This window comes from Mycolicibacterium aurum, assembly GCF_900637195.1.
Classification (GTDB): Bacteria; Actinomycetota; Actinomycetes; order Mycobacteriales; family Mycobacteriaceae; genus Mycobacterium; species Mycobacterium aurum.
Genome location: NZ_LR134356.1, coordinates 2,555,189 through 2,572,533 on the forward strand (window position 1 = coordinate 2,555,189; position 17,345 = coordinate 2,572,533).

Consider the following 17,345-nt stretch of genomic DNA (forward strand, 5'->3'; position numbering starts at 1 on the left):
GTGTGGTGGGATCTACCTCTATGGGTATCAAGGTTGCCCTCGAGCATCGCACCAGCTACACCTTCGACCGACTGGTCGAAGTGCATCCGCATGTCGTGCGACTGCGCCCCGCGCCGCACTCCCGGACCCCGATCGAGGCGTACTCGCTGCAGGTCGAGCCGGCCGATCACTTCGTGAACTGGCAGCAGGACGCGTTCGGTAATTTCCTGGCCCGACTGGTGTTTCCGACGCGGACCCGCAGCCTGACGATCACCGTGGGCCTGATCGCCGACATGAAGGTCATCAACCCCTTCGACTTCTTCATCGAGGATTACGCCGAGACGTTCCCGTTCGAGTATCCGAAGAATCTGCTGGAGGACCTCAAGCCCTACCTGCGCCCGATCGATGAGGACGGTGACGGGTCGGGACCCGGCGACCTCACCGACGCGTGGGTGAAGAACTTCTCGATCGCATCGCGAACCCGCACCATCGATTTCCTGGTTGCGCTCAACCGCGCCGTCAACGCCGACGTCGGCTACTCCGTCCGGATGGAACCCGGTGTGCAGACGCCGGACTTCACGCTGCGCACCGGAATCGGGTCGTGCCGGGACTCGGCGTGGCTGATGGTGTCGATCCTGCGGCAGATGGGTCTGGCGGCCCGGTTCGTCTCGGGCTACCTGGTCCAGCTGACATCCGACGTCGAGGCACTCGACGGCCCGTCGGGACCGGCCGCCGACTTCACCGACCTGCACGCGTGGACCGAGGTCTACATCCCCGGCGCCGGCTGGATCGGCCTCGACCCCACCTCCGGCCTGTTCGCCGGCGAAGGCCACATCCCGTTGTCGGCGACACCGCACCCCGAGTCCGCGGCCCCGATCACCGGGGCCACCGAACCCTGCGAAACGACGCTGGAATTCAGCAACCTCGTCACCCGGGTCCACGAGGATCCCCGCGTCACGCTGCCCTACACCGAGGCGTCCTGGGCGGCGATCAACGCACTGGGCCGGCGCGTGGACGAGCGGCTGGCCGCGGGCGATGTGCGGCTGACGGTCGGCGGCGAGCCCACGTTCGTCTCGATAGACAATCAGGTGGATCCGGAGTGGACCACCGACGCCGACGGACCGCACAAGCGCGAACGCGCCTCAGCGTTGGCGGCACGCCTGAAGAAGGTCTGGGCGCCGCAGGGACTGGTCCAGCGCAGCCAGGGCAAGTGGTATCCCGGAGAACCGTTGCCGCGCTGGCAGATCGGCCTGTTCTGGCGCACCGACGGTGAACCGCTGTGGACTGATGAGGCGCTGCTCGCCGACCCGTGGGCCGAAGAACCCGGCACTGCCTCGACCGCGCCGGACGCCGCCCGCAGGCTGCTCGCGGCCATCGCCGGCGGTCTCGGCCTGCCCGACAGTCAGGTCCGGCCTGCGTATGAGGACGCGCTGGCGCGGCTGGCCGGCGCGGTCCGCCTGCCCGCGGGCGAGCCGGTGTCCGCCGCCGACGACCTGGAATCGGACGGCGCCGACGTGCGGACCCAGTTGATCGCCCGTCTCGACGCCGCGGTCACCGAACCGACCGCATTCGTGCTGCCGCTGCACCGCCGCGACGACGACGAGGGATGGGCGAGCGCGAACTGGCAACTGCGCCGGGGTCGGATCGTGTTGCTCGACGGCGACTCGCCCGCCGGGCTCCGGCTGCCGCTCAAGTCGATCAGCTGGCGGCCGCCGAGGCCCACCGTCGACGCCGACCCGCTCCAGGGCCGGCCTGCGCTGAGCGGCAAGGACGGTGACGGCGCTGCGGCGGCGGCCACCGCGGAGGTCGAGGATGTCGACGACGCGGAGTGGGTGCCCACCACGGCGCTGGTCGGCGAGATCCGGGACGGGCTGCTGTACGTGTTCCTGCCTCCCACCGAGGAACTCGAGCACTTCATCGATCTGATCCACCGGATCGAGGAAGCCGCCGCCGTGATCGGTTGCCCGGTGGTGATCGAGGGCTACGGTCCGCCCAGCGACCCTCGCCTCGCGTCGATGTCGGTCACGCCCGACCCCGGGGTGATCGAGGTGAACGTCGCGCCGACGTCCAGCTTCGCCGAACAGCGCGCACAACTGGAGACGTTGTACGCCGAAGCCCGACTGGCTCGACTGTCCACCGAGGCGTTCGACGTCGACGGCACCCACGGCGGGACGGGCGGCGGCAACCACATCACCCTCGGCGGAATCACCCCCGCCGACTCTCCGCTGCTGCGCCGCCCCGATCTGCTCGTCTCGCTGCTGACCTATTGGCAGCGTCACCCGTCGCTGTCCTACCTGTTCTCGGGTCGGTTCATCGGTACGACGTCGCAGGCGCCGCGGGTGGACGAGGGCAGGCCGGATGCGATCTACGAGCTGGAGATCGCGTTCGCCGAGATCGCCCGGCTGACCGCGACGACGCGCCCCGAGGACGCCGACGAGGACAACGAGGCGTCCATGCCGGAACATGGTCGCTCCGCAAGCTCCGCTCCGGAACATGGTCGCTCCGCAAGCTCCGCTCCGGAACATGGTCGCTCCGCAAGCTCCGCTCCGTGGATCACCGACAGGGCCCTCCGCCACCTCCTCACCGACATCACCGGCAACACCCACCGCGCCGAGTTCTGCATCGACAAGCTCTACAGCCCGGACAGCGCGCGGGGCCGGCTCGGCCTGCTGGAGCTGCGCGGTTTCGAGATGCCGCCGCACCACCAGATGGCGATGGTGCAGTCGCTGCTGGTGCGCGCGCTGGTGGCCTGGTTCTGGGACCAGCCGCTGCGGGCACCCCTGATCCGGCACGGAGCAAATCTGCACGGTCGATACCTGTTGCCGCACTTCATCATCCAGGACATCGCCGAGGTGGCTGCGGACCTGCGTTCGCAGGGAATCGAATTCGACACCAGCTGGCTGGATCCGTTCACCGAGTTCCGGTTTCCGCGGATAGGCACTGCGGTGTTCGGTGGCGTGGAGATCGAACTCCGTGGCGCCATCGAACCGTGGAACGTGCTGGGGGAGGAGTCGACCGCAGGGGGAACTGCCCGGTACGTCGATTCGTCGGTGGAGCGTCTGCAGGTGCGGCTCATCGGCGCCGACCGCGAACGCTTCATCGTCACCGTCAACGGTCATCCCATCCCGATGCTGGCCACCGACAACCCCGATGTCCAGGTCGGTGGAGTCCGCTATCGGGCTTGGCAACCGCCCAGCGCGCTGCACCCGTCGATCACCGTGGACGGTCCGCTGCGCTTCGAGCTGATCGATGCCGTCACCGGCGTGTCCCGCGGGGGCTGCACCTACCACGTCTCGCATCCGGGCGGCCGTTCCTACGAGACCCCTCCGGTCAACGCGGTGGAGGCGGAGTCGCGCCGCGGCAGGCGCTTCGAGGCCACCGGCTTCACCGCTGGTAAGGCGGATCTCGCCGGTCTGCGGGAGAAGCAGGCGCGCCAATCCACCGATGTGGGCGCGCCGGGCATATTGGATCTGCGGCGAGTGCGTACCGTTCTGCGGTAATGGCCCTCCCGACCACACCTCCCACATCCCAGCGGGACGCCGGAGCGAGCGATTTCGACAATCCGCTGGCGCCCTACGGCAGCATGCGGGCGCAGCAGGCGCTGTTCGACGTGGCGCCGAGCTACGGCGGCCCGGCCGCCGGCTACGACGAGTTCGTCGACGGAGCAGGAAATGTGCGGCCGGCGTGGCACGAGCTCGCCGAGTGTGTGCGCGACCGCGGTCGCGGCGGACTGGACCGGCTCCAGCAGGTGGTGCGCAGCCTCGTCGACAACGACGGCATCACCTACATCCAGGTGGACAGACACGGCGAGGCCGTCACCAACGGCGACGGCACCGCGGTGCCGGGGCCGTGGCGGTTGGACGCGCTGCCGCTGGTGATCTCCGCCTCCGACTGGGACCAGCTGGAGGCCGGACTGGTCCAGCGGTCACGGCTGCTGGACGCGGTGCTGACCGACCTCTACGGCGAGCGCCGATCGATCACCAGCGGGGTGCTCCCGCCGCAGCTGCTGTTCGCCAATCCCGGGTATGTGCGGGCGGCCCGCGGCATCGAGGTTCCCGGCCGCCATCAGCTCTTCCTGCACGGCTGCGACGTCAGCCGGAACGCGGCCGGGGAGTTCGCGGTCAACGCCGACTGGACACAGGCGCCCTCGGGTGCGGGTTACGCGCTGGCCGACCGCCGGGTGGTCGCGCACGCGATCCCCGACCTCTACGAGCAGATCGGCCCACGCCCGGCGTCGCCGTGGGCGCAGGCGCTCCGCCTCGCGCTCGTGGACGCCGCGCCTGATTCGGCCGAGGAGCCGGTGGTGGTGGTGCTCAGCCCCGGTATCCACTCCGAGACGGCGTTCGATCAGGCGTACCTGGCCGGTGTGCTGGGTGTGCCGCTGGTCGAGAGCGCGGATCTGGTGGTGCGTGACGGCAAGCTGTGGATGCGATCGATGGGCACCCTCAAGCGGGTGGATGTGGTGCTGCGCCGTGTCGACGCCGAATACGCCGACCCCCTCGATCTTCGGCCGGATTCTCGTCTCGGCGTGGTGGGCCTGGTGGAGGCGTTGCGCCGCGGTGCGGTGACGGTGGTCAACACGCTGGGCAGCGGAGTGCTGGAAAACCCTGGGCTGCTTCGGTTTCTGCCCGAGCTCGCCGAGCATCTGGTCGGGGAGTCCCCGATGCTGGCCACGACGCCGCTGTACTGGGCCGGCATCGACATCGAACGCTCCCACCTGCTGGCGAATCTGTCGTCGCTGCTCATCAAACCGGTGACCGGAGGCGATCCGATCTTCGGTCCGCAGCTGTCGTCGACGCAGCGTGAAACCCTCGCCGCCCGCATCGCGGCCACTCCGTGGCAGTGGGTGGGGCAGGAGCTGCCCGAGTTCTCCTCGGCGCCGTCGGACTTCTTCCCCGGTGGGCTGTCCTCGTCGAGTGTCGGTATGCGCCTGTTCACGGTGTCCCAGCGCAGTGGCTACGCGCCGATGATCGGCGGGCTCGGTTACCTGCTGGCTCAGGGCTCAGCCGGATATCTGCTGAAATCAGTTGCTGCCAAAGATATCTGGGTTCGCACCCCGACGCGGGTCACCGCCGAGAAGATCCCGGCGACGGTGCCGGTGGAGATCACCGCGCCCGAAGTCGATGGTCTGCCTGCGCTGGCCACCGCAAGTCCCACCCAGGAGATCAGCTCGCCACGCGTGCTGTCCGACCTGTTCTGGATCGGCCGGTACGCCGAACGGGCCGAGCACATGGCCCGGCTGCTGACGGTGACCCGTGAGCGTTATCACGAGTACCGCTACCGCCGCACGATGGACGGCAGCGAGTGCGTGCCTGTGCTGCTCACCGCTCTGGGGTCGATCACCGGAACAGACACCGGCGCCAAGGGCGACTATGCCGAGATGGTGGCGACCGCGCCGACGACGCTGTGGTCACTGACCTCCGATCGACACCGCTCCGGTTCACTGGCGCAGTCGGTGGAACGTCTCGGCCTGTCCGCGCGCGCGGTGCGCGACCAGATGTCCAACGACACCTGGATGGTGTTGTCCTCACTGGAGCGCGCGCTGCTGAACGCCCCCGAGACACCGCCGGACTCGCGGGCCGAAGGCGATGCGTTCCTGGCCTCGACCAGCACGCAGACGCTGGCCGGGATGCTGGCGTTCTCCGGGGTGGTCGCCGAATCCATGGTCCACGACGTGGGCTGGACGATGATGGACATCGGCAAGCGCATCGAGCGCGGGCTGGCGCTGACCGCGTTGCTGCGCGCCACACTGACCACGGTGCGCACGCCCGGCGCCGAGCAGACCATCACGGAGTCGGCTCTGGTGGCGTGCGAATCGCTGGTGATCTACCGCAGGCGCAATCCCGGCAAGATTAGTGTGGCCGGTGTGGCCGAGCTGGTGCTGTTCGACGTGGAGAACCCGCGTTCGCTGGTCTACCAGCTGGATCGGCTGCGGGAACACCTGAAGTCGCTGCCCGGGTCGTCGGGATCGTCGCGACCTGAGCGGATGGTCGACGAGGTGGCCACCCGGTTGCGCCGGATCGAGCCGGACGAGCTCGAGGACGTGACCGCCGAGGGCAAGCGGGATGCGCTGCACGCGCTGATGAGCGGCATCCACCGCGATCTGCGAGAACTCTCCTCGGTGATCACCGCCGTCCACCTGTCGCTGCCCGGCGACATGCAGCCGTTGTGGGGACCCGCCGAGCGTCGGGTGGTGCCGTGACCGCATTCCCGGACGGTCCCACCGCATCCGGCGCGAGCAGGTGCTACGAAGTCACCCACCGCACGCGGTACCGGTACTCCGACGTCGTCACCAGCTCATACGGCCGCGGCTTCCTCACCCCACGGGACTCGGCGCGCCAACGGTGCCTGTTTCACGAGCTCATCATCGATCCGGACGCCGCGGACAGCTCGACCAGCCGAGATGCGTACGGCAACACCAGCTCCTATTTCCACGTCGCAGCGCGGCACCGTGCACTGACCATCACCAGCAGATCGATCGTCGAGGTCGACCCGCCCGCGCCCGACCTGTACGACGGTCCGTCCGCGCGGGCACCCTGGGAGATCGCGCGCCCGGTCGGCGCCGACGGCGCGCTGGCGTCCGAGTTCACACTGGACCTCCAGCCTCCGGAGATCACCGACGAGCTACGGGCCTACGCAGCGCCGAGTTTCAGTGGGGGCAGGCCGCTCATCGAGGTGCTTCGCGACCTGACAACCCGTATCTACACCGACTTCACCTATCGGTCCGGGTCGACCACGGTCTCGACCAAGGTGAGTGAAGTTTTGGCTGCCAGGGAGGGGGTATGTCAGGATTTCGCGCGGCTCGCGATCGCCTGTCTGCGTGCCAACGGTCTGGCCGCCAGTTACGTCTCCGGATACCTGGCGACCGACCCGCCGCCTGGGAAGGAACGCATGGTGGGAGTGGACGCGACGCACGCATGGGCGTCGGTGTGGACGCCACAGAACCTGTGGCTCGGTCTGGACCCGACCAACAATCAGATGGTCGACGAGCGTTATGTCACCGTCGGTTTCGGGCGCGACTACGCTGACGTACCGCCGTTGCGCGGCATCATCTACACCGATTCGGAGAGCAGCGTCATCGACGTTGCCGTCGATGTGGCGCCACATGAAGGGGGAGTGCTGCGTGCGTGACTTCAATTGTCCCAACTGCGGACAGCGGTTGTCGTTCGAGAACTCGGTCTGCCTCAATTGCAAGAGCTCGCTGGGGTTCTCGCTCGACGACATGGCGCTGCTGGTCATCGCACCGCCCGCCGAGAGCGAGCATGCCGGTGCCGTCGACAAGAACCACTATCAGCTGTGCGCCAATCTCCATCTGGCCGAATGCAACTGGCTGGTGGAGAAGGGGCCGATCGCCAAGCTCTGCGTGTCGTGCGCCCTGACCCGCACGCGGCCCAACGATGCCGACACCATCGCGCTGGCCGCATTCGCGGCTGCCGAGGGCGCAAAGCGGCGGCTGATCGCCGAGCTGCACGAGATGAAGCTGCCGATCGTCGGCCGCAACGACGATCCGGAATACGGGCTGGCGTTCGACCTGCTGTCGAGTCAATTCGAGAAGGTGTTCACCGGGCACGACAACGGGGTGATCACCCTCGATCTCGCCGAGGGGGACGACGTCCACCGCGAACAGCTGCGGGTCTCGATGGACGAGCCGTACCGCACGCTGCTCGGGCACTTCCGCCACGAGATCGGACACTATTACCAGTACCGGCTCATCGGTGTCTCGCCCGACTACCTTCAGCGATACCAGGAATTGTTCGGCGATCCCGAAGCCGACTATCAGGCCGCTCTCGATCGGCATTACAGCGAGGGCGCGCCTGCGGGCTGGGAGAAGAACTACGTGTCCTCCTATGCGACGATGCACCCGGCCGAGGATTGGGCCGAGACATTCGCCCACTACCTGCACATCCGGGACACCCTCGACACCGCTGCCGCCTTCGGGATGGCGCCGGCAGGTGCCACCTTCGAGCGAAAGACGCTGGGGCCCAGCGGCTTCGACACGATGATCGAGATGTGGCTGCCGCTGGCGTGGGCGCTGAACATGGTGAACCGGTCGATGGGCAAAGAGGACCTCTATCCCTTCGTCCTACCCCCGGCAGTGCTGGAGAAGATGAGGTTCATCCACACCGTGATCGACGAGATCACCTCGAACCCGGCGAAGCTGGCCGAGGTCGGCGCTCCGCTGCAAGACCAGAGCCAGCAACTGACCTAGCGCCGATCACGTGTCCAGATCGGGCGCCCAGGCCACCCCATTGATGTGGGCACCGCCGTCGACGAACAGCGTGTTGCCCGTCAGGTAGCGGGAAGCGTCGGAGGCGAGAAAGACTGCGACGGGCGCGATGTCGTCGTACGGGTCACCCATGCGGCCCATCGGGTTGGCTGCGTCGGCCATCGCCTCCAGTTCAGGGTAGTCGCCGAGGGCGCGAAAGAAGGCCTGGCTCTTGGCCGCCGGGCACAGCGCGTTGACGGTCACGCCGGTCGGTGCCCACTCCCGGGCGGCGGTGCGCGTGAGCGCGCGCAGCGCCTCCTTGGCTGCGTTGTACTCCAGAGAGCCGACGTGGGCGTTGACGCCGTTGAGGCTGCACAGATTGATGACTCGGCCCCACCCGGCCGTCTTCATGTGGGGGTAGGCCGCCCGCATCGCCCAGAACGGCCCGTAGTACCCGACTGCGACGCCGTCGGCGATCTGCTGATCGGTCTTGAGCTCGACCCGGCCGATACCACCGCCACCCCACGCGTTGTTGACCAGGATGTCGATCGCGCCGAACTCCGACACCGCGGCAGCGACGGCGTTGTCGACCTGACCCCGGTCGGAAACATCGGTGGCGACGAAGTATCCGCCGATCCGGTCGGCGACAGCGCTGCCCGAATCCGCGTCGTGCTCGGCGACCACCACGCGAGCGCCCTCGTCGGCGAAGCGACGGGCGATGCCCTCGCCTATTCCGGCGCCGGCACCGGTCACCAGCGCCACCCGCCCGTCGAGCGTGCCGCTCATGGCCCCGCCAGGGTGGAAAGGAGTTGGTGCGCTTCGCGTTTGCCGTCCAGGGCGCGGGTGGTGCGTTCGGTGATCTGCCACCGGCCATCGAGACGACGGAGCCGGAAGCTGTTGGCGCCCGCCCGTGCCACCACAAAACGTCCCTCGCGATGGACCAGCAGTGCCGACTCGCATATCGCCACCGCGTCGTCGCCGTCGACGCTGACCACCGCCGGTCCGAGGAAGTGGCAGCATCCGCCGCCGATCAGGCCCTGGTGCTGGGGGGAGCGGACCATGGCGGCGATGTCCGCACGGCTGCGCATCGACCACCCCTCGACGTCGTAGGTGCCCTCTTCGCTCCACAGGACGGCGACGGCGTCGGCCTCGCCTGCGTCGACCAGTGGGCCGTAGCTGGCGATCATCCGCTCGATCTCGCGTTCGTCCTCGACGCGGTGTAGCCGGCGCTCCAGCTCGGCCAGTCGATCGGTACTCATCTAGCGGTCACCCATCAGTTTCTCCATGAAGCGGTGCGCGCCCACGACCACCGCGGCGCGGTCGGGGTGGTTGCGCTGCGCGACGCCGTCGGCGTTTCCGTCGGCGACGTGCACCGGTCCGTGCGGCAACCGGGCAAGTCCCTCGGCGGCGACGTCGGCGGGCTCGGACACGTGCAGGCCTGGTACGTCGAAGTTCAGGCCCACTCGTTCCATCGCCGGCGTGCGCGTCACCCCCAGCACGAGTTCGAGTACGTGCACGTCGTGCTGCCGCAGTTCCAGCCACAGGCTCTCGGCGAAAATCCGGCCGAACGCCTTGACGCCGCCATAGACCGAGTGGCGCGCGGAGCCGAGATAGCCGGCCATCGAGCCGACCAGCAGAATTCCTCCGCGGCGGCGTTCCCGCATCGGACGCGCGTAGTGCTGCGTGAGCCTCATCATCGCGGTGATGTTGAGGTCGATCACCCGGGCGAAATCCGCGAGGTCTGCATCGAGAAAATGCTCACTGCACGTGTTGGCGCCCGCGTTGTATATCAGCAGCCCGACCTCGAGGTCTGCGGTCATGGCGATCACCTCATCGGGTGCATCCACCAGATCGACTGCCAGCGTGCGGGTTTGGACCCCCAGCGCGCGGCAACGGGCTGCCGTGCGCTCCAGCGGCTCCGGCTTGCGCGCCACCAGTGCCACATTCACCCCGGCCTGGGCCAGCAGCGCGGCGAATTCCGCCCCGACGCCCTCCGAACCGCCGGCGACCACCGCCCATGGCCCGTAGGCCCTCAGTTCCGTCACCGCGCCATTGTCGCCTGAACGACCGGCCGGTACACGCTGTTAGCGCGCCATGGCATGGCAACGGGGGCGCCGGCTCAGCCGACGCCCCCGTTGACCCCGAACACAGAGGCCTCTCACACTCTGCGGTTCAGGGTGTTAGGACGATGCCCCATCGGCCCCGTTGGTGCCGTTGGTGCCGTTCGCTCCGTTGGCGCCGCTGCTACCGCTGGCGCCGGCCTTGCCGGTTCCGCCGTTGGTGCCGTTGGCGCCGCTGGCACCGCTGGCGCCGCTGGCGCCGTTCGCACCGCTGGTGCCGGCTGCGCCCGCGTGGCTGAACGTTCCGCCCGGATCGGCAATGCCGGCTGAACCGCCGCCACCGCCGGCCCCACCGCTGCCGCCTGCCGCGCCCGAGCCGCCGCTGCCGCCGCTGCCGCCGCTGCCGCCGGTTCCGCCGGTTCCGCCCGGACCACCCGAATCGCCGGAGCCGCCCAGTCCGCCCTTGCCGCCGACACCCGTGGGGCCACCACCGGTGCCTGCGCCGCCTGCGCCACCGACGCCGCCGTTGCCGCCCGCGTCGCCTGCGCCGCCGGTGCCACCGGTTCCGCCGGTGCCGCCGGTTCCGCCGTTGCCGCCGGCTTCGCCGGTTCCACCGACGCCGCCGGTTCCGCCGACGCCGCCGTTGCCGGCATTGCCGCCGCCGCCATAGAAGCCGCCCTTGCCGCCGTTGCCGCCGTTACCCGCCTGGCCGCCGACTGTGCCGGTGCCGCCGACGCCTGTGGCGTTGGAGCCTGTTCCGCCCGTCCCGCCGACTGCTCCGACTCCGCCGGATTCGCCCGCGGCACCGATGCCACCTGCGCCACCGTTGCCGCCGTTGCCACCGCTTGCCGCCCCGGTGGTGCTCGTGGCAGCGCCACCTGCGCCACCTGCGCCGCCCGTCGTCACGCCGGTTCCACCGGCACCACCGTCAGCGCCGTTACCGCCGACAGCCACGGCATTGGTTCCGGTGGTCGTCGCCGCACCGCCTGCACCGCCCGCTCCGCCGTTGGCTCCGGGAGTGCCGGCACCGCCGATCGCGCCGTTGCCGCCAGTCGCCAGAGGCGCCGTTCCTGCCACCGCGCCGCCTGCGCCGCCCGCGCCGCCCGGATTACCGGGGCTGCCCGGCGCACCATTGCCGCCGGTGACCGTCGTCGCTGCACCCGCGGCTCCCGCGGCTCCCGCGGCACCGCTGGCTGTGGGGTTCACGCCGTTGGCGCCGGTCGCACCGATGGCTCCGATCTCACCCGCCGTGCCGTCAGTGGCCGTGCCGGTGCCCGTCGTCCCGATGGTGCCGAGTGCGCCGTTGCCGCCGACGCCGCCGTTACCACCGTGCCCGACCAGCGCGAACATTCCCGCATCGCCGCCGTTGCCGCCGTTCGCCGACGTTCCGCCCGCGCCGCCTGCACCGCCGTTGCCGAAGAACAGACCGCCCTTGCCGCCGTTACCACCGGCCACTCCCGCGGCGCCTGATCCGCCGATTCCGCCGTAGCCGATCAACAGGCCGGCGTTTCCTCCGTTGGCCCCGGTACCCGCCAGACCGTTGGCCCCGTTGCCGATGAAGATATTGACGACGGGCACGTAGCCGATCAACCCGATCAGGTTGTAGAGGGGCGCATTGATGAATATGTCGTGCCCGGGTTCACACGGACAATCTTGAATGGCAGCGTTCAGCGCATTGGGGGTGACCGCGAGGGCGTTATTCGACCCAAAGAGACTGAGGTTGCCCGACAAACACCCCGCCAGCGACGGATCGCACTGCGTTGTCGCTGGTGACAACGGTGCAGACAGCGCCGGGGCCGCCTGTGCTGTGGCCGGAGAGGCAAGTGCGAATACAGCACCCGCGCCTGCCGCGGCGATTCCCGTTGCGCACGGATAGACGAAATTTTTCATGTGAAAACTCCTGTTTCGATACTGCTGTCGTCCGGCCTGGCGGCCCCACGTGTGTTTCACCTTTTCGGTGACTAACTCTTTGTGCGTGCATCATGTGCGGCACCCCTCGAATCGCCCACAATGAATGGCTTGTGCCATCAATTTCGCAACACAAAGGAAGAAATGGCGGCGCGACCTCAATGCAGCTGCAAAGGCCGCGGTCGTCCGAAAAGTAAAGGTGTGGCGATACTGCCGCCGCGTCAGACGCGCGAATATGCGCCCGCGAGACAGTGTCGGAGAAAGGGAACATCGCGGCTGTAAAAGCGCCGGTGACCGAGACTGGTCGTTCCTGGCGACGTCGCGTCGCCACTGCCCCCTCGCAAGTCGGGGCCATTGCGTTGGTCACGACTGGTTCGAAAAAACTTCGATAAACATCGATGTATCCCGAACAATAGGCTTTGCTTCGTGATGTGTCAACCATCACGACATCCCTGTCCAGCAAACACTATATGGCGACGCTTTTATGTGTTCCCCAGATCGGAGACCCTTCGGCAGCAGCCCACAGTCCTGAGTGGGGCTCTGCCCCGGTGCGGCTTGGCCTTCAACGGAAGAACATCCGGTAAATCACCTCTGAACTGCTATGAATACCCCACGCCGGCATCGACGCGGTGTCAGCGGCACCACCCTTGAGGTGGCCGTTCATGCCGTCCGGGCCGCCGGTCCGCTCGTCCGTCAACCGCGGGACCGCGCTCCGCTAATATGCAGCAGGCAAAACATCGTTCTTGGTAGTAACTATCTCGTCATATTTGCGGAGAGCCAAAACGTCGGATGACGGGGTGTTTGCTACGCGGGCATCAGGCGACGGATTTCTCGATGATTTGGCAGCGTTGCGAGCGGAGTGCAATTCGCTGACCGTCACTGGGAGTCCGCGAAAATTCCGGTGGTCTGTTCCGAGGTGAAACAAATGCACAGAATGTGGGTCGCCGGATTGAGCCGGTGTCCGTCACATTCTGCGCGCCTGTCGCTCGGCCCGCCGTGCCTGTGACGAAGAGAAATACCGAAGTAGCGGGCGACACACGGGTGACGGTGAGTGAAGACGGCCCCGCCTCTTCCTAGGATCACCCGGTGGCAGATCGCTATGGCGCCGACATCCTGGCCGACAACCCGCACCGCGCCCGCAGGCCCCGTTCCACCGAACAGCAGATCGAGATGGGGATGGTCGTCGAAGACGCCCAGACCGGCTTCGTCGGCGCCGTGGTCCGGGTGGAGTACGGCCGGATGGAGTTGGAGGACCGCAACGGTCGTACCAAGCCGTTCCCGGTCGGTCCGGGCTATCTCATCGACGGCAAGCCCGTCATCCTGACCGCTCCGAAGCGGGCGGCGCCCGCGGCGACGCGCACCGCCTCCGGCTCGGTGGCGGTCAGGGGCGTGCGCGCGAAAGTCGCGCTACCCAGCCGCATCTACGTCGAGGGCCGGCACGACGCCGAGCTCGTCGAGCAGGTGTGGGGCGAGGACCTGCGGATCGAGGGCGTCGTCGTGGAGTTCCTGGGCGGCGTCGACGACCTGACCGACATCGTCGCCGACTTCCGGCCGGATGCGGGGCGGCGGTTGGGAGTGCTGGTCGATCACCTGGTGGCGGGTTCCAAGGAGGCGCGCATCGCGGAAGCCGTCCGTCGCGGGCCGGGCGGGGAGCACACACTGGTCGTCGGGCACCCGTTCATCGACATCTGGCAGGCGGTGAAGCCGGCCCGGATCGGGGTGGCGCAGTGGCCGGTGATTCCGAAGGGCCAGGACTGGAAGCACGGTGTCTGCGCGGCGCTGGGCTGGAAGCACCGCGACCAGTCCGATATCGCCGCGGCGTGGCAGAAGATCCGCGGCCGGGTTCGGGACTGGACCGACCTGGAACCCGAGTTGATCGGGCGGGTCGAAGAGTTGATCGACTTCGTGACACAACCTGCGTCGTGAGGCAGTGGTAAGCAGAGAGCGTGTCCGAGAGCCTGTTCGACGTTCCCGGTGAACCCTCGGCGCCCGCCGCGGGTCCGGCGGGCGCGTCGTCGCCGTTGGCGGTCCGGATGCGTCCGGTCTCGCTGGACGAGGTGGTCGGCCAGGGCCACCTACTCAAGCCGAACTCGCCGCTGCGTCGCCTCGTCGAGGGTTCCGGTGCCGCATCGGTGATCCTCTACGGTCCACCCGGCACCGGCAAGACCACGCTTGCGTCGATGATCTCCCAGGCCACGGGTCGCCGGTTCGAAGCGCTGTCGGCACTGTCTGCAGGGGTCAAGGAAGTGCGGGCCGTGATCGACGTGGCTCGGCAGGCGTCGATGCGCGGTGAACAGACCGTGCTGTTCATCGACGAGGTTCACCGGTTCTCGAAGACGCAACAGGACGCGCTCTTGGCGGCGGTGGAGAACCGGGTGGTCCTGCTGGTGGCTGCGACCACCGAGAACCCGTCGTTCTCGGTGGTCGCTCCGCTCCTGAGCCGCTCACTGATCCTGCAGCTGCAGCCGCTGGCTCCCGAGGACATCGGCACGGTGATCCGTCGTGCCATCGACGACGAACGTGGCTTCGGCGGCAAGGTCGCCGTCACCGAGGACGCAATCGAGCAACTTGTGCAGCTGTCGGCAGGCGACGCGCGCCGGGCGCTCACCGCGCTGGAGGTGGCCTCCGAAACCGTCACAGCGTCAGGTGAGACGGTCACCGTGGAGGTCATCGAGCAATCTCTCGACAAGGCCGCCGTGCGCTATGACCGCGACGGCGATCAGCACTACGACGTCGTCAGCGCATTCATCAAGTCGGTCCGCGGCTCCGATGTCGATGCGGCACTGCACTATCTGGCCCGGATGCTGGTCGCGGGGGAGGACCCGCGCTTTGTCGCACGCCGGTTGATGATCCTGGCCAGCGAGGACATCGGCATGGCCGACCCGACGGCGCTGCCCACGGCGGTGGCCGCAGCGCAGACCGTGCAGCTGATCGGCATGCCGGAGGCGCAGCTGACACTGGCGCACGCCACGGTCCATCTGGCGACGGCCCCGAAATCGAACGCGGTGACCACCGCCCTGGGCGCGGCGATGGCCGACATCCGCGCCGGTAAGGCGGGCCTTGTCCCGGCGCATCTGCGCGACGGCCACTACTCGGGAGCTCAGAAGCTCGGTAACGCGGTCGGCTACAGGTATGCCCACGATGATCCCGATGGTGTTGTGCCGCAACAATATCCGCCGGACGATCTGGTCGGGGTGGATTACTACCGGCCGACCACGCACGGCGCGGAGCGTGAGATCTCGACGCGGCTCGACAAGCTGCGGGCCATCATCCGCCGCACACGCTGACGTTCGCGCCCAACCCTCTTGACACCGTCGTTCGTCGCACCCTAGTCTTTAATCAACCAATCGATTGATCAAAAGAAAGGTTGATCATTGGCAGATGATGGCGATGCCGACACCCGATTGGACCGTGCCTTCCTCGCGTTGGCCGATCCCGTCCGGCGCGCGATGGTGGCGCGACTGTCCCGTGGACCAGCGACGGTCAACGAGCTCGCGGCACCGTTCGCCATCACCAAACAGGCGGTGTCCAAGCACATTCAGGTGCTGGAGCAGGCGGGGCTGGTCACCAGGAGCCGCGATGCGCAGCGCAGACCCGTGCACCTGGACGCCGCCGCGCTGGAGGCACTGACCGCGTGGATCGATCGCTACCGGCTGGACGCCGAACGCAACTACCGCCGGCTCGATGCGCTGCTGGCGCAGACATCACCACCGATACCGAAGGAGACGCAGACATGACGAACGCCTTGGACCTCACCGCCCCGGTCGACACACTGGCGATGGAGTTCTCCCGGGAATTCGACGCTCCGGTCGAGGCCCTGTACCGTGCGCACGCCGACCCGGCACTGGTCGCGCAGTGGCTGGGTCCGCACGGGCTGGAGATGGAGGTCACCGAGTGGAACTTCCAGAGCCACGGGGGCTACCGCTACACGCACAGCAACGAGCACGGGACGTTCGGGTTCAACGGCACTTTTCACACCGTGCGACCGAACGAATTCATACTGCAGACCTTCGAATTCGAGGGTGCGCCGGACATGGTGAACATCGAGTTCCTGTGGTTCGACGATCTCGCCGACGGCCGGTCGCGGCTCCGCGGCCGATCGATCTGCCCGAACACCGAGGCGCGGGACGCGCTGCTGTCCTCGGGGATGGAGGGCGGGATGACCGAGAGCTACGAAAAGCTGGACGCGCTACTAAGGTGAACGAAAACCTCTGCGCCCCAAACGGACTGGAGAAAGAGGCAATCCCGGCTGGTCGGGGGCCCAGCCGGGATCACCATGCGTGGTGTCTCAGATGCGATTACCGCAGGATGCCTGAGCGCCGACGGCCCAGCACTCCGGTCTTGCGGCGGCCCATGAGCGCCGTCAAGAGGGCGACACCTGCCGCCGCCACAACGACCTGGACGAGCAATTCGAGCCAGTCCACACCGCCGGTGACCGTCGGAACGCCGATGGCCCTGGCCAGTGCCGTGCCGATGAACGCCGACACGATGCCGACCAGGATGGTGAGCAACATGCCGATCGGCTGCTTGCCGGGCAGGGCCAGCCGGCCGAGGACGCCGACGACGATGCCGATGAGGATTGCGCTGATGATGCCGGTGATGGTCATGTCTTCCTCCAGTGGGTGCGGCTGTCGCTGAAGTACCCCTGGCGGATTTCGAATAAACGCCGACGTCAATCGCCGGCGCCGAGAAGATCACCGTTCGCCGGTCGGCGGCCGCTCGGCTCAACACCACAGGGGAGTCATCCCTCTAACCTTGGTCGCATGCACACCGAAGTCCTGGACGTCGACGCCTCCCGCCGCCGCATCGTCGACCTGACCGCCGCCGTCCGTGAATTCTGCGCCGCGCAGCGCGACGGTCTGTGCAACGTGTTCGTGCCGCACGCGACGGCCGGCGTGGCGATCATCGAGACCGGGGCGGGGTCCGACGACGATTTCGTCGACGCGCTGGAGCGTCTGTTGCCGCGCGACGACCGCTACCGGCACGCCCACGGTTCACCGGGTCACGGCGCCGACCACGTGTTGCCCGGCGTCGTCTCACCGTCGGTGACCGTGCCGGTGGCCGACGGCGAGCCGCTCCTGGGCACGTGGCAGAGCATCGTGCTGGTGGATCTGAACAGGGACAATCCCCGCCGGTCGGTGCGGTTGAGCTTCGTGTCGGGCTAGGGAAAGCGACCGGTATCCAAACGGTAC

14 protein-coding genes are annotated in these 17,345 nt (G+C 68.0%); 9 read left to right on the top strand and 5 right to left on the bottom strand.

Translation table 11 applies throughout. The features are described from left to right. Nucleotides 1-20 precede the first annotated feature (20 nt). The 4 genes from EL337_RS12265 to EL337_RS12280 are packed head-to-tail and all read left to right on the top strand — an operon-like array spanning nucleotide 21 to nucleotide 8,188. Nucleotides 21-3,479 (top strand): transglutaminase family protein, encoded by a 3,459-nt coding sequence (locus EL337_RS12265; RefSeq protein ID WP_048634836.1) that lies wholly within the window; start codon nucleotides 21-23, stop codon nucleotides 3,477-3,479. Then, complete coding sequence (locus EL337_RS12270; protein WP_048634837.1) at nucleotides 3,479-6,181, top strand: circularly permuted type 2 ATP-grasp protein; 2,703 nt, start codon at nucleotides 3,479-3,481, stop codon at nucleotides 6,179-6,181. Before EL337_RS12265 ends, EL337_RS12270 begins: the two co-directional genes overlap by 1 nt. Next, a complete protein-coding gene (locus tag EL337_RS12275) occupies nucleotides 6,178-7,110 on the top strand; it encodes a transglutaminase family protein (protein WP_048634855.1) in 933 nt (310 codons plus the stop codon). The genes EL337_RS12270 and EL337_RS12275 overlap by 4 nt, the downstream gene beginning before the upstream one ends. Further along, entirely contained in the window at nucleotides 7,103-8,188 is a 1,086-nt protein-coding gene (locus EL337_RS12280) for a zinc-binding metallopeptidase family protein (protein ID WP_048634838.1), read from the top strand. Before EL337_RS12275 ends, EL337_RS12280 begins: the two co-directional genes overlap by 8 nt. A gap of 6 nt (nucleotides 8,189-8,194) precedes the next feature. Here the strand turns inward: EL337_RS12280 and EL337_RS12285 are convergent, their stop codons facing one another. From EL337_RS12285 to EL337_RS28730, 4 genes are all read right to left on the bottom strand, one after another. Next, nucleotides 8,195-8,971: an SDR family NAD(P)-dependent oxidoreductase gene (locus EL337_RS12285; protein WP_048634839.1), complete on the bottom strand. Its 777-nt coding sequence runs from the start codon at nucleotides 8,969-8,971 to the stop codon at nucleotides 8,195-8,197. Then, a complete protein-coding gene (locus tag EL337_RS12290) occupies nucleotides 8,968-9,444 on the bottom strand; it encodes a nuclear transport factor 2 family protein (protein ID WP_048634840.1) in 477 nt (158 codons plus the stop codon). Before EL337_RS12290 ends, EL337_RS12285 begins: the two co-directional genes overlap by 4 nt. Next, nucleotides 9,445-10,230 carry an SDR family NAD(P)-dependent oxidoreductase gene (locus tag EL337_RS12295; protein ID WP_048634841.1) on the bottom strand — a complete coding sequence of 262 codons (786 nt, stop codon included), beginning with the start codon at nucleotides 10,228-10,230 and terminating at the stop codon, nucleotides 9,445-9,447. Between the two features lie 135 nt (nucleotides 10,231-10,365). After that, nucleotides 10,366-11,823 carry a PGRS repeat-containing protein gene (locus tag EL337_RS28730; RefSeq protein WP_235666623.1) on the bottom strand — a complete coding sequence of 486 codons (1,458 nt, stop codon included), beginning with the start codon at nucleotides 11,821-11,823 and terminating at the stop codon, nucleotides 10,366-10,368. Nucleotides 11,824-13,239: 1,416 nt separating this feature from the next. On the opposite strand from EL337_RS28730, the gene EL337_RS12305 reads away from it, so the two are divergent. From EL337_RS12305 to EL337_RS12320, 4 genes are all read left to right on the top strand, one after another. Then, the gene (locus EL337_RS12305; protein WP_048631306.1) at nucleotides 13,240-14,079 is read left to right on the top strand and encodes a DUF3097 domain-containing protein; all 840 of its coding nucleotides are present in this window, start codon (nucleotides 13,240-13,242) and stop codon (nucleotides 14,077-14,079) included. Between the two features lie 20 nt (nucleotides 14,080-14,099). Continuing rightward, the gene (locus EL337_RS12310) at nucleotides 14,100-15,440 is read left to right on the top strand and encodes a replication-associated recombination protein A (RefSeq protein ID WP_048631307.1); all 1,341 of its coding nucleotides are present in this window, start codon (nucleotides 14,100-14,102) and stop codon (nucleotides 15,438-15,440) included. A gap of 87 nt (nucleotides 15,441-15,527) precedes the next feature. After that, nucleotides 15,528-15,890 (top strand): ArsR/SmtB family transcription factor, encoded by a 363-nt coding sequence (locus EL337_RS12315; RefSeq protein ID WP_048631308.1) that lies wholly within the window; start codon nucleotides 15,528-15,530, stop codon nucleotides 15,888-15,890. Then, nucleotides 15,887-16,354: an SRPBCC family protein gene (locus EL337_RS12320; RefSeq protein WP_048631309.1), complete on the top strand. Its 468-nt coding sequence runs from the start codon at nucleotides 15,887-15,889 to the stop codon at nucleotides 16,352-16,354. The genes EL337_RS12315 and EL337_RS12320 overlap by 4 nt, the downstream gene beginning before the upstream one ends. Before the next feature lie 97 nt (nucleotides 16,355-16,451). Here EL337_RS12320 and EL337_RS12325 read toward each other — a convergent pair whose 3' ends face one another. Continuing rightward, nucleotides 16,452-16,760: a GlsB/YeaQ/YmgE family stress response membrane protein gene (locus EL337_RS12325; RefSeq protein ID WP_048631310.1), complete on the bottom strand. Its 309-nt coding sequence runs from the start codon at nucleotides 16,758-16,760 to the stop codon at nucleotides 16,452-16,454. A 156-nt stretch (nucleotides 16,761-16,916) separates the two neighbouring features. Here EL337_RS12325 and EL337_RS12330 point away from each other — a divergent pair, with 156 nt between their 5' ends. Further along, a complete protein-coding gene (locus EL337_RS12330) occupies nucleotides 16,917-17,318 on the top strand; it encodes a secondary thiamine-phosphate synthase enzyme YjbQ (RefSeq protein WP_048631311.1) in 402 nt (133 codons plus the stop codon). Nucleotides 17,319-17,345 lie beyond the last annotated feature (27 nt).